This window comes from Brachybacterium sp. p3-SID957 (genome assembly GCF_025144775.1).
GTDB lineage: Bacteria > Actinomycetota > Actinomycetes > Actinomycetales > Dermabacteraceae > Brachybacterium > Brachybacterium epidermidis.
In genome coordinates this window covers 21861-34292 of record NZ_JALXKT010000034.1, presented here as the reverse complement: position 1 = coordinate 34292, position 12432 = coordinate 21861, and the positions used below count along the sequence as shown (strand labels likewise).

At 70.4% G+C, this 12432-nt stretch carries 12 protein-coding genes; 8 read left to right on the top strand and 4 right to left on the bottom strand.

Annotation, left to right across the window (positions count from 1 at the left end; translation table 11 throughout):
* Nucleotides 1-124 precede the first annotated feature (124 nt).
* Both M3B01_RS08840 and M3B01_RS14730 read left to right on the top strand, forming a co-directional pair.
* Complete coding sequence (locus tag M3B01_RS08840) at nucleotides 125-787, top strand: ATP-binding protein (RefSeq protein WP_259791307.1); 663 nt, start codon at nucleotides 125-127, stop codon at nucleotides 785-787.
* A 3-nt stretch (nucleotides 788-790) separates the two neighbouring features.
* Nucleotides 791-1075 (top strand): DUF4143 domain-containing protein, encoded by a 285-nt coding sequence (locus M3B01_RS14730; protein ID WP_396123353.1) that lies wholly within the window; start codon nucleotides 791-793, stop codon nucleotides 1073-1075.
* An 18-nt stretch (nucleotides 1076-1093) separates the two neighbouring features.
* Here M3B01_RS14730 and M3B01_RS08835 read toward each other — a convergent pair whose 3' ends face one another.
* The gene (locus M3B01_RS08835) at nucleotides 1094-1567 is read right to left on the bottom strand and encodes an FABP family protein (protein ID WP_259791305.1); all 474 of its coding nucleotides are present in this window, start codon (nucleotides 1565-1567) and stop codon (nucleotides 1094-1096) included.
* A gap of 211 nt (nucleotides 1568-1778) precedes the next feature.
* Between M3B01_RS08835 and M3B01_RS08830 the strand changes: the two genes are divergently transcribed.
* The 3 genes from M3B01_RS08830 (at nucleotide 1779) to M3B01_RS08820 (ending at nucleotide 4557) form a co-directional block, all read left to right on the top strand.
* On the top strand, nucleotides 1779-2207 hold the full coding sequence (locus M3B01_RS08830) for an alpha/beta fold hydrolase (protein ID WP_259791303.1): 429 nt from the start codon (nucleotides 1779-1781) through the stop codon (nucleotides 2205-2207).
* A gap of 163 nt (nucleotides 2208-2370) precedes the next feature.
* Nucleotides 2371-3510, top strand: a complete 1140-nt coding sequence (locus tag M3B01_RS08825) for a glycosyltransferase (RefSeq protein WP_259791301.1) — start codon at nucleotides 2371-2373, stop codon at nucleotides 3508-3510.
* Between the two features lie 288 nt (nucleotides 3511-3798).
* On the top strand, nucleotides 3799-4557 hold the full coding sequence (locus M3B01_RS08820; RefSeq protein WP_259791299.1) for a hypothetical protein: 759 nt from the start codon (nucleotides 3799-3801) through the stop codon (nucleotides 4555-4557).
* 113 nt (nucleotides 4558-4670) lie between these two features.
* On the opposite strand, the gene M3B01_RS08815 is transcribed toward M3B01_RS08820, so the two are convergent.
* Entirely contained in the window at nucleotides 4671-5672 is a 1002-nt protein-coding gene (locus M3B01_RS08815; RefSeq protein WP_259791297.1) for a hypothetical protein, read from the bottom strand.
* Between the two features lie 117 nt (nucleotides 5673-5789).
* On the opposite strand from M3B01_RS08815, the gene M3B01_RS08810 reads away from it, so the two are divergent.
* The gene (locus M3B01_RS08810) at nucleotides 5790-7910 is read left to right on the top strand and encodes a prolyl oligopeptidase family serine peptidase (RefSeq protein WP_259791295.1); all 2121 of its coding nucleotides are present in this window, start codon (nucleotides 5790-5792) and stop codon (nucleotides 7908-7910) included.
* Between the two features lie 144 nt (nucleotides 7911-8054).
* A complete protein-coding gene (locus M3B01_RS08805; protein ID WP_259791293.1) occupies nucleotides 8055-8813 on the top strand; it encodes a hypothetical protein in 759 nt (252 codons plus the stop codon).
* A 104-nt stretch (nucleotides 8814-8917) separates the two neighbouring features.
* On the opposite strand, the gene M3B01_RS08800 is transcribed toward M3B01_RS08805, so the two are convergent.
* Complete coding sequence (locus M3B01_RS08800; RefSeq protein ID WP_259791290.1) at nucleotides 8918-9526, bottom strand: TetR/AcrR family transcriptional regulator; 609 nt, start codon at nucleotides 9524-9526, stop codon at nucleotides 8918-8920.
* A gap of 92 nt (nucleotides 9527-9618) precedes the next feature.
* Here M3B01_RS08800 and M3B01_RS08795 point away from each other — a divergent pair, with 92 nt between their 5' ends.
* Nucleotides 9619-10830, top strand: coding sequence for an alpha-amylase family glycosyl hydrolase (locus tag M3B01_RS08795; protein WP_259791288.1), 1212 nt, complete (start codon nucleotides 9619-9621; stop codon nucleotides 10828-10830).
* Nucleotides 10831-10886: 56 nt separating this feature from the next.
* On the opposite strand, the gene M3B01_RS08790 is transcribed toward M3B01_RS08795, so the two are convergent.
* Complete coding sequence (locus tag M3B01_RS08790; RefSeq protein ID WP_259791285.1) at nucleotides 10887-12407, bottom strand: NAD(P)/FAD-dependent oxidoreductase; 1521 nt, start codon at nucleotides 12405-12407, stop codon at nucleotides 10887-10889.
* Nucleotides 12408-12432: the final 25 nt, after the last annotated feature.

Genomic DNA, 12432 nt, shown 5'->3' with positions numbered 1-12432 from the left:
TTAACGGTCCGAGCTGCGCGCAGGGTGCTGCCGTTTGCGAATGGGCCGCTGCAGCTAACGAAGTGTCGTCTTCAATCACGACTGATCATCGAGTTGAGCCATGACGGATTATCGATCTCGCGTCGTGGAGGGGAAGCTCTCCACGCGGATGACGGCGATAGGTGCGGTGCTCATCGATGGACCCAAGGCGGTCGGGAAGACTCGCACTGCCGAAGAGATCGCCCGCACGGTGCTGCGGATGAATGTCGACCGGGCAGCTCGCGCCGCATTGGAGATAGCACCCGAGCAGCTGTTCGCCTCCCCGACCCCCATCGTGTTCGACGAGCGGCAAGAGGCCCCGGAGCTGTGGAACCTCGTGCGCCGCGCGGTAGACGACCAGGACGGCAAGGGGCTCTACATCCTTACGGGTTCCTCCCGCCCTCGCGACGATACGCACATGCACTCCGGCGCGGGGCGGATTGCCCGGCTGCGCATGCGCCCCATGCGCCTGTACAAGAACGGGCACTCCTCGGGCGAGGTCATTCTGCAGCGGGTGCTGGACGGGGAGGACCCTGCCGGAGCCGGATCGGGTCTGGACATCGATGGCCTCCTGGAGCGCATCGTCATAGGCGGCTGGCCCGACCTGCTCGACGGGCGCGAACGTGAGGCCTCCGTGTGGTTGCGCGACTATCTGCGAACCATCGCAGAAGCCGATGTCCCGGGGCTCGGACCCCGCCGCAACCCCGGCAATATCGAGCCGCTGATGGCTGCTCTGGGCGGCGGAACTGCGACGCCGCTCAATCTCTAGTCCGTGGCGGAGGACGTGGGTGCTAACCGGGGTCGCATCGCCGCCGAGACCATGACGAACTATCTCGACGCCCTCGACAGGCTCATGCTGATCGAGCCGATTCCGGCGTGGCGCCCCCGCATGCGTTCCCGGACGCGGTTGCGGACTGCCCCGGTTCACCATTTCGTGGATCCGTCGTTGGGTACGGCCGCGCTGAATGTGGGCAGCGACGAGCTACGGCAGGACCTTCATGCTGCCGGCCCCCACTTCGAATCACTCGCCACGGGGACTGCCGCAGTGGATGGGTGACTCACGATCTGTGTTGTTTCACGAGTCCCGGCGCAGCTCCGATGTGAGGTGGCGGGTCATCGGGGCACCTACCGCGGCCATGGCGAAGCTCGTGCTGATGGTGTCACCGGCCAGGTCGTAGTGGCGCTCTGTCGCGGTGACGTCCTTGGCCGTCGCCGAGTTCATCACCCGGGAGCGCAGCTCACAGGAGAACCCCTCGGCTGTCTTGCTCAGCGGCCCTTCGGCCAGCTCCGTCTGCCCGGTGGGCAGGGCGAGCACGAACTCCACCGCGGTGCCGTCGATGATCCGCAGATAACCGGTCTCCGTGTGCATCGGGGCGCCGTCCGGTGACCAGGTCTTCTGGCTGTAGAGGAGGAATGGCTTTCCTACATCGGTGAACGTCAGCTCCTCCGTGTACGAGAACGAATCGATCGTCGGGTACTCGCCGCGGCCGTCGCCGCGCCAGGTGCCGAGGATCCCGGTGACGGCCGTGAGTGCGGGATGCAGTGCCATGGCCCATTATGACCACGGTTCGCCGGGCGGCATGGTCCCCGGCACGACCCGGTTTCGGAGGGATACTTCCGAAAAGCGCTCGAGATGGGAGTGAAAGGCGCCCCGTGGCACCGCTCGATCCCAGAACGGAAGAATGCTTCCGATGTTGTCGAGTGAGCTGAGGGGTACCGCGGTGTGACGAAGCCACGGCGCGCGGGGGAGTATCGACCCCATGACTGAGGCACCCCGGTGGGTCGAGCGTGAGGACGTGCGCCTTGCCGTCGCGGACACCGGAGGAAAGGGCCCCGTCGTGGTCCTCCTGCACGGTCTCGCCGGCAGCTCTCGCGAACTGATGCCCACGGCTCGGGCGCTCAGCGCCACCCATCGGGTGCTGCTGCTGGGCCAGCGGGGGTACGGGCACAGTACACGCAGGCCGGAGGACCGCTGCCGAGATGCCATCGCCGGCGACGTGCTCACCACTATTGAGCAGCTGCTGCCCGGAGCACCGGTGAGCCTGGTCGGCCAATCGATGGGAGCGCACACCGCGCGCCTCGCCGGGCCCCGACGCCTGGATCGAGGTGCTGCGGGACTTCCTGGGACGGGGCCTGGGTTCGGGCACGTGCCGCGGCGCCGCCCGCTGACCCGACCGGCCCGGCCATGACAGGCCGTTACCCGCCCCCTTCCTCTCGGTAGGGGGGCCTGAGCGCGAGTTCGTGCTGGTCACAGCCTCGACGCCCCCACCTGATACCGGGGGTGGGTAGTGTGCGAAGCGGGGTTTCTGCGCTCCCTGCGCCGGTCCCCTCCGCTGACGAAAGGTGTTCGCCATGAGGATCGCGCTGATCTGCCACCCCCACCACCCCATCCGGGAGCCCTGGGCCGGGGGCATGGAGATGCACACCTCGATGATCACCGCGGCCCTGCTGGAGCGCGGTCACCAGGTCACGCTGTACGCCAAGGAAGGCAGTGAGATCCCCGCCGGTGCGAAGTTCGCGCAGATCGAGAGCAGCGAACACCAGTACGAGCTGAACCCGGACCAGGAGCGGGGAGCGCTGCAGGCGCGGCGCTCCGAGGAGGCGATCCGCCGGGCCTGTGAGATGGCCGCCAGCACGGACGACGACCTGGTGGTCAACAACTCCCTCAGCCCCCTGCCACACGGACTGCTGAGCTCATGCCGCCTGCTCACCATCATGCACAGTCCCGTGCCGGTGCCCGCCTTCGTGGAGTTCTTCGCACGCGCCTCTGAGCTTCCCGAACAGCACCGCTTCGTGACCGTCTCCGAATCCAACGCCGAGGCCTGGCGCGAGCACTACCCGGAGGTCGGCGTACTGCCCAACGGCATCAACATCGACTACTGGTCGGCCGCCCCCGAGACGTCGACCCCGGCCGGTGAGTCGAGCACCCGGGCCGACGGACACGCCTCCCGGCCCCACGACGACCTACGAGAGCGCCCCGTCGCCCTGTGGACGGGCCGCATCACCCACCAGAAGGGCCTGCACATCGCCATCGAAGCCGCCCGGCTGGCCGAGGTCGAACTGCGCATCAGCGGCTTGCGCTCAGATCCCGGCTACTTCGAGGAGAAGATTGCTCCGCACCTGCGGAAGGAGAGCGAGGACGACTCCACCGCGCCGGCGTACCTGGGCCACCTTTCCCACGCCGAGATCCGCGAGCAGCTCAGCGCGGCCGACGTGTTCATCGCCTCGCCGCTGTGGGCCGAGCCCTTCGGGTTGGCCCCCGTCGAGGCGATGGCCACCGGCACGCCCGTGGCCGCCACCCCTCGGGGGGCGATGCCCGAGGTGATCGGGGACGGGGGAGCGGTCGCCGACTCCGCAGACCCCGCGGACCTCGCCGAGGCCATCCGGCGGGCCCTGCACATCAGCCCCGACGCGGCGCGCTCCAATGCCGCCCGGTACAGCCTGGAGGCCATGGCCCGCCGCTTCGAACAGCTCGTCTCCGAGATCCTCTGAGCTCCATGAGGCAGTGAAGGACGACGGCTAGTCTGACCGTGCGCCAGCGGAACGCGAGACACGAGCAGGGGGATCCGCATGCAGGACCGTCAGGACGACTCGGCAGACTTCTCACTCCCGGACTTCTCCGGAGGCGGCAGCCCGGGTAGTTCCGGGGTGAGCGGGGGACCCGCAGGTGGTCCTGGTCCGTCAGGGCCCACCGGCCCTGCGCCGCAAGGACCGGGCGGTGGGGGATCGCGCCGCGGCCTCTGGCTCGCCCTCGGCCTCGGGGGTGCTGGCCTGCTGCTGGTGATCCTGGTGGTGGTGGGCCTGGTGCTGTCCCAGACGGTGCTCTCCGGCGGTGAGGACCCCACCGCCGGCGGTGACCCCTCCACCGCGCAGGAGGAGACCGACGACGAGGAGAGGACGCGCGGCGAGTACATCCCCAGCGAGGAGGAGACCACCCAGCCCGAACCGGAGCAGGGGCCCACCATGACCGTGGCCCCCTCCACCGAGTGCACGCTCTACGCCCCGGGCAGTGATCAGGAGCAGCCGGAGGGCGAGATGCGCGGAGGCGGCCTCTCCGTCCCACTTCCCAGCGGCTGGGAACGACTCTCCGGCAGCGCCGGGCAGCAGCCCCACCTGGAGGATTCCGAGAGCGCCTGGACACCGGTCGAGGCCGGCTGGTACACGGCCGTGACCGTGGGCCGCGTCGCCTACCCGGAGGAGACAGGCGGGTACCCCGGTGCCGAGGCCGCCGCCCGCCACCTCTTCGAGTGCTCCATCACCCGGGACGACTCCGCCGAGGTGTTCACCGACCAGCCGCAGATCAGCGAGATCCACGAGGAGACCACGACCGTCGACGGCCACCCGGCCCACCTGTTCGAGGCCACGGTGGCCATCACCGGCGAGACCACCTTCGGATCCACCGACTCCTGGCGCTACGCCGCGATCGTGGTCGAGACCCCCGGCGGCCCCAGCGCTTTCGTGGGCGGTGCCGCCACCGGGCATGGTGACCAGATGCAGGACCTCGAGGACATGAAGGAAGGGCTCTCGGTCACGGAGTGACGCGCAGGCTCGGCCAGCACTGCGCGGGCCGGCATCGCTCCTGGGGGATGGGTCACGCTGTCGGTGTCGCGCGTGGGCACTCAGGTGCTGCTGGCCCTGGCGAAGGTCTGCACCTAGCGGGTCTGCACCGCTGAGGATGATGCCGTGAACCGGTGTTCGGGGGAGATGCAGGTGACACCGGTGTCCTGCTGGACGGTGCAGGCAAAGCCGTAGGTGTAGATCACGTGCCCGTACGGGAGTGTGGGGCCAGCGAAGTAGTTCACGTCCCCGGCGACCCAGACCTCCGGTGCTCGGTCGTGGTAGAGGGTGATCGAGTTCGCCTGCAGGTCCCCCTCGCTGTCCGGGGCAGGAGCCGTGATCTCCGGGGGCATCGTGCCGTGGCAGCCCACCTCGAAGTTCCGCTCCCCCGCATCGTCGAACGTCTCGAGGAAACCGCATCCCCACGTGCCGGACGGTGAGGTGAAGGAGACCTGCGAGGAGTCGTGGCCCTCCTGTTGGAAGTAGTACGCATCCTTTGGGACGTACGTCCCTGGCAGGACAGGGGTACCCGCAGCAGTGGTGAGCACCGTTTCCTCGCCCCGCGTGCACCACATCGAGTAGGTCAGCGGATCATCGCCATCCCGCACATGAAAGATGCTCTCGCACGTCCAGTCACCAGCCACCTCGGCACCCTGTCGCGGCATGTCGAAGTCCTGTCGCGGGTCTGAGTCCTTGAACGCCGTGAGCACGTCGACAGCGGTGGCGCAGTCGACCTCGCCGCTTCCGATCACCGCTCGCCAGCCGTCGAAGATCGGGCCGCAGTCCTGCTCGTTCTGCGGTGTGGGATCGGGAGAGGCAGCAGGGGATTCCTTCTCGGAGGAGTCTTGCTCGGATGACTCCTCGTCGGCTGAACCCTCGTCCGCATCGTCCTCACCGGGATCCGTCGAGTCCGCACCTTCGTCAGAGTCTCCGGCGGCGTCATCGTCCGTGCCCGCCTCCGAGTCCTCCGCCGCCTCAGTCGTCGTCTGCTCCGGCTCCTCGCCATCAGGTGAGCCACCGCTACAGGCCGCACTGCCCAGCACTAGTGCAGCGACCGCCAGAGCCCCGCCTGCTCGCCTTCTCAGTGATCTGGTCATCACACGCCCCTCGCATGCATCCCTTCGATCCAGCCTAGCTGGCAGTGGTGGCGCTGCGCGGCTTCGCTGGTGATTCAGTGCCCGGAGCGGCCTGCTGTCTTGTGATCAACTGGCCCCATGACCGACACCCCCCGCGACACTGCTGCCACCACCGACGCCTCGCCCGACCAGTCCGCCACCGATAGCCCGACGATCTTCCACGACCTGCACGCCTTCGTCGCCGAGCCGCGCATCACCGGGCTGTACCTGGCCCCCGCCGGGGACCGTCTGGTCGCCGCCCGCACCGAGCTGAACACGAAGAGGAACGGGTACGTGACCGCACTGTGGGAGCTGCCGCACTCCTCCCGCCGCTCCCGCGGGCACCGCTCCGCCGCCTATGCCGGCCAGTCCCCGCGTCGCCTCACCCGCGGCGTGGACGGTGAGGCGCTCGCCGGGTTCACCGCCCACGGCGACCTGCTGTTCACCGCCAAGCGCGACACGGGCGATGACGAGCACACGGACGAGACCACCCTGTTCCTGCTGCCCCGCGGCGGGGGCGAGGCCTTCGTGGTCGCCCGCCGCCACGGCGGCTTCGCCTCCCTGTCCATCGCGCGCGACAGCGGCCGCATCGCCCTGACCAGCGCGATCCACCCGCGCGCCGCCGACGACGAGGACGATCGCGCCCTGGCCTCCGAGCGGCGTGAGACCAAGACCTCCGCCATCCTGCACACCGGTCACCCGGTGCGGTACTGGGACCACGACCTGGGCCCCGCCCGGGACCAGGTGCTGATCGCCGAGCCCCTGGATCCCGCGGACCCTGATCCGCGACTGGACCTGCGCCGACTGACCTCCTTCGGTCCCGCAGATCGACTGGGAGAGGTGATCATCAGTCCCGACGGCGGCACCGTGTACGCCGACGTCAGCCGCACCCTGCACGGCACCACGGCCCGCTCACGCATCGTCGCGATCGATGCGGACAGCGGCGAGGTGCGCACGCTCGCAGCGCAGGACGATCACAACCTCGGCCTGGCGGCCCTCAGCCCCGACGGCTCCGTGCTGCTGCTGAGCCGCAGCACCGTGGCCAGCGACACCCGGCCCCTCGCGATGGAGCTGGTGAAGGCTGATCTGGAGACCGGTGAGCTCACCCCCGCCTACACCGGCTTCACCAACTGGCCCTCCGATGTGCGCATCGCCCCCGACAACACCACCGCCTACTTCACCGCCGACCTCGAGGGCCACGGCGCCATCCACCGCCTGGACCTCGGATCCGGCACCGTCACCGTGCTCACCGAGGATGTCCGTCACTACAGCGCCCTCGCGCTCGACGAGCGCTCCGGGCAGCTGATCGCGCTGGCCGACGCCATTGACGCCCCGCCGCTGCCGGTGCGCTGCGACCCCGCCACCGGCGAGATCAGCCCCATCCCCTGTGGGATCGAGGCGCCGCCCGTGCCCGGGTCGCTCACCGAGGTGACCGCTGCCGCGGAGGACGGTACCCCGCTGCGCGCCTGGCTGTGCCTGCCCGAGGGCGCCGGGGCGGAGGAGCCGGCCCCGCTGCTGCTGTGGATCCACGGCGGGCCCTTCGGATCCTGGAACTCCTGGACCTGGCGCTGGAACCCCTGGACCGCCACCGCCCGCGGCTACGCGGTGCTGCTGCCGGACCCAGCGATCTCCACCGGCTACGGCCAGGAGATGATCGACCGCGGCTGGGACCAGCTGGGCGGCAGCCCCTACGACGACATCATGCTCCTGACCCGCGCCACCCTGGAGCGTGACGACATCGACGAGACCCGCAAGGCCGCCCTGGGCGGCTCCTACGGCGGGTACATGGCCAACTGGATCGCCGGCCGTACCGGCGACTTCTTCGACTGCATCGTCACCCACGCCTCCCTGTGGGCGCTGGACCAGTTCCGTGGCACCACCGACACCGCCTCCCACTGGGCCGCCCACCTCAGCGACGAGCACAACGCGAAGTACAACCCGGCCGACGGCATCGACGCGATCACCGCCCCCATGCTCGTGATCCACGGCGACAAGGACTACCGGGTGCCGATCGGGGAGGGCCTGCGGCTGTGGTTCGAACTGCTGACCGCCGCTGACCAGGACCCCGAGGACAACCCCCACCGCTTCCTGTACTTCCCTGACGAGAACCACTGGATCCTCTCGCCCAACAACTCGGTGATCTGGTACGAGACGGTGTACACGTTCGTGGACCGCCACGTGCGCGGGATCGAGGCCGAGATGCCCCGCCTGCTGGGATGACAGCAGTCAACAGCTGTTCTACAGGAGATCCTCGCTGAAGGCTGTATTGTCGATCAGTAGCGCAACGCCCCCGACTAGCCCCCGGGGCGCGAGGGGTGTTGACCGTGACCCACGCGACGAGAAGGCCGAAAGAGGGGTGGGGCCATGCGCACGGATCGGAGACCAGCGGTGGGGGTGGTCATCACTGCCGCCCTGGTGGTGATGATCGTCCTGGCGCTCGTGGCAGGTGGACTCCTCTACGGTCGCGGGGGAATCGCCCCTCCCGCCGAGCGTGCCCGCGCCGAAGCCGAGGCCGGCTACGCGGCCCGGATCGATCCTCTCGAGAAGGAGGAGTCCCAGCGGAGGGTGGCGCTCGGGGCCGTGGTGGGGGAGCCGATCGGGCAGACGTGGTACGTCATCTGCGGTGCCGTGGAGCCCGGGTTCCTCATTCCCGCCAGTCAGTTCTGCGACCTGTCGGTCGTCACCACGTACGCGATGCCCTGGGACGATCTGCCGGCACGCCTCGATGAGGTGCTCACCGCCCTGGAGTCCACCGACCTGGTGGTGGGACTGGAGGAAGCGGACGCTGCCGCCGGCTGGCAGCGCACCGACCGGGCCGCTCTGCAGGAGCCGGTGGGCAAGGTCGCCGAGGTGGAGGACGGTGACGGCAGCGTGTACGTGCGCGAGCCCGGGACGGAGGTCATCCTCTCGGACCAGCCGGTGCCGGGCCCCTTCCCCGACCGCGCCCTTCGCCGTGAGGCGATCCGCGAGACCGTTCCCGGACCTCGCGAGGCCGCGATCGAGGTGCGGCGACGAGTGCACATCTCGCGCACCAACATCGGTTGCGTCCTGGACCGAGGCCTCGCGTGCCGCACCCCGCTCGGCGAGCCGTCCATGCCGGCCATCGAGGGCTACCGCGAATGAGGCGGGAGTTCAGTGCCCGCTCATCGAGAAGATCAGCAGTCCGATCGGCACCGCAGGAAAGGCCAGCAGTGCGCACGCGTGCAGCTGCGGCGCATCCACCTGTCTCAGACCTTCCAGTCGCCGAGGCCGCCCTCGAGAGCACCGAGGGCGGCATCCAGCAGCAGGTCCCGATCCTGCGTGGGGCAGCCCTGCTGCACCCAGCGAGCGCAGGACTGATCGACGAACCCGAGGAATCCCGTGATCGCGTACCGATGGCGGGGGAACGAACCCACTCCCAGCAGGGCACCCAGCCGCTCGACTTGCCGGGCGCGCGCCTCGATCCGCACCTGCTGTGCCTCGGGAGGCTCCTGACCGCCCTGCAGAGGAACGCCCCAGAAGATGGGCCGCTCCGCGATCCGGTCGAGGTAGACCCCCAGCGCGGCGCGGACCTGGTCGCGCACCGGGACGCCGGGGGAGAGGTGGGACAGTGCCTGCTCCTGGGCGACCGCCAGATCCTCCAGGGCACCGGAGATCACCTCCGCGTACAGGCCCGCCTTGGAGCCGAAGTAGTGGAACACCAGGGAGGGTGAGGCGTCGCAGGCCCGGGCGATCCGCGCGGTGGGCACCTCGACGTACGGGGCCTCGGCATAGACCTGCTGGGCCGCGCGCAGGATCGCAGCGCGACGCTGCTGCACGTCCAGACGCCTGCGGGGGGAGGGGGAGGATGCAGGCATGGATCACACCCTAGCGCTGTTGAGTGTCGATCAACAGTGTCCTAGCGTGGACCACTGTTGACCGACGATCAATAGAGTTCCGGGAGGAACGCATGCACGAGCTCGAGAGCAGGATCTGGTGGCACCTCTACCCGCTGGGGGCCGCCGGTGCCCCGCCGCGTCGTGAGGTGCAGGGCGATGTGCCCTGGGAGGGGCATCGCCTCCGCCGGTTGGAGCCCTGGTTGGACTATGCGGCCGATCTCGGCTTCACCGGCGTGCTGCTGGGCCCGATCTTCGAGTCCACCTCCCACGGCTACGACACCCTGGACCACTTCCGGATCGACCCTCGACTCGGGGATCAGGACGACTGGGAGGCCTTCGTGGACCGCGCCCACGGGCGCGGCCTGGCGATCATGCTCGACGGCGTGTTCAACCATCTCGGCGCGGAGCACCCCCTCGCGCGGAATCCTGCCTGGCCCGGCCTGCAGCGCACCGAGGACGGCCACCCCGTGGCCTGGGAGGGCCACGGCGGCCTGGCGGAGCTGGACCACAGCAGGCCCGAGGTGCACGAACTGGTGCGGGACGTGATGCTGCACTGGCTGGAGCGCGGTGCCGACGGCTGGCGCCTCGACGTCGCCTATGCCGTGCCCGGCCGGTTCTGGGCACAGGTGCTGCCCGCGGTGCGGCAGCAGCACCCGGGCGCCATGTTCCTGGGGGAGGTGATCCACGGCGACTACGCCGCGATCGCACGCGAGGGAACCCTGGACACCATCACCCAGTACGAGCTGTGGAAGGCCGTCTGGAGCTCGCTGAAGGACCGGAACCTGTGGGAGCTTCAGCACGCGCTGGGGCGCCACGTCGAGTTCTCGCAAACCGCACCCATGCAGACCTTCGTCGGCAACCACGACGTGCCGCGCATCGCCAGCACCGTCGGCGACGGCGGGGCCGCCCTCGCCGCGGCCATCCTGCTCACCCTGCCCGGCATCCCCAGCGTCTACTACGGCGACGAGCAGGCCTTCCGCGGCGAGAAGGCCGAGGGCTACGCCGCCGACGACCCCCTGCGCCCGGCGCTGCCCGCGGGCCCCGAGCACCTCCACCCGGCGGGGTCATGGCTGCGCGACCTGCACCGCGATCTGATCGCCCTGCGCCGCCGCTGCGCCTGGATCACCCGTGGGCACCTGCAGGTCGAGCACGTCGAGAACGAGGCGATCCGCTACGCCGTGCTCGCCAAGCACGACCGGCTCGACGTCGAGATCGCCCTGGCACCCCACCCGCGTGCCAGTGCCGCCCTGAACGGTGAGAGCGTGCTGGACTGGCACGGCTGAGGCTCACATCCGTCGAGCAGCCCTGCAGTCCAGCGGCCGGGACACCGGACGCGCCCTCACCCTCGATCTCGAGGAACGAGCTCCGGCGCCCGCCTGATCCCGAACTCGCGCGCCAGCACCCGACGGGCCGCGTGCCACCCGCTCATGCCGTGCACGCCCGGCCCCGGGGGAGTGGCGGCCGAGCACAGGTACCAGCCCGTCTCGCCGAGCCGATAGGGGTCCCAGCTCGGGGTGGGCCGGGCGACCATGTCCCACATGGTCACTCGGCCCATGGCGATGTCACCGCCCACCAGGGACGGGTTGTGCTGGGCCATGTCCGCCGCGCTGATCCCGCGCGAGGCGACCACCACGTCCCGGAAGCCCGGGGCGAAGCGCTCTATCTGGGCGGTCACCAGTTCAGTGGGATCTGTCGGGTCCCCGGCCGGCACGTGGGCGTAGGCCCACAGCGGTCGCAGCCCGTCCCGCGCCCGGGAAGGATCAGCCACCGAGGGGTCGCTGACCAGCGTGACGGGCTGCTGGGGCATCCGTCCCAGCTGCACCTGGGCCTCCGCGCGCGCCATCTGCTCGCGGGTCCCCCCCAGGTGCTGGGTGCAGGCGCGCCCCACCTCGGCATCCCGCCACGGAACCGGCCCGGACAGCACGAAGTCCACCTTGGCGGCGGCGTCCCCGTGGCGGAACCGCCGCAGCTGCCGCTGCAGGGTGGAGGGGAGCCTGTTCGCGAGGATCTGAGCCGCGGCACCGGCCGTGGTGTCCAGCAGCACCGAGCGCGCCGGCGGCACATCACGCCAGGTCTGCACCCGGTGGCCGGTGATCACCTCGCCCCCGTGCGCACGCAGGTCATCGACCATCGCATCGACCAGGGCCTGGGACCCGCCGACGGGCACCGGCCAGCCCCCGGCGTGCGCGAGGGCGCCCAGCAGCACCCCGGTGGCGCCGGCGGCCAGGGCCGGCAGCGGGCCGATCGCGTGCGCGGCCACCCCCATCAGCAGGGCACGCGCCCGCTCCGTGCGCAGCGGCACGTCCCACAGCGGCGTTCCCTGGGAGCCCACCATCGCCCCGAACAGGGCGGCGACGGGTAGGCCGCGCAGCGAGCGCAGCAGGGCCGGGGGCACGGAGCGCTTGTCGCCGAGGGCCAGCTCGACCACCACGTCACTGTGCTCGGCGAGCGTGCCCAGGGTGCCCCGCCAGACGGCACCGTCGGGCCCCAGGCCCTCGGCGGTGCGCTCGACGTCGTGCCAGGCGATCGCGGCGGGCTCGTCGTCCAGGGGCTGGGCGTAGGAGGCCTCCGGCACCGCCAGCTCCACCCCGCGCGCGGGCAGGTCGAAGGCGCGGAAGAACGGGCTGGCGTGCGCCATGGGGTGCACGGCCGAGCACAGGTCGTGGACGATGCCCGGGGCGAGGCCCAGGTCGAGGGTGCGGGAGCCGCCGCCGATGGTGGGCTGTGCCTCGAGCACCTGCACCTGCAGGCCGGCGCGGGCCAGGGTGACCGCCGCGGCGAGTCCGTTGGGTCCGGACCCGACCACCACTGCGTCCAGGAGTCCCGTGCTGCGAGGCGGGGAGGGCGCAGGGGTGCTCATGGACCCAGCGTAGTCGGCGCCGACC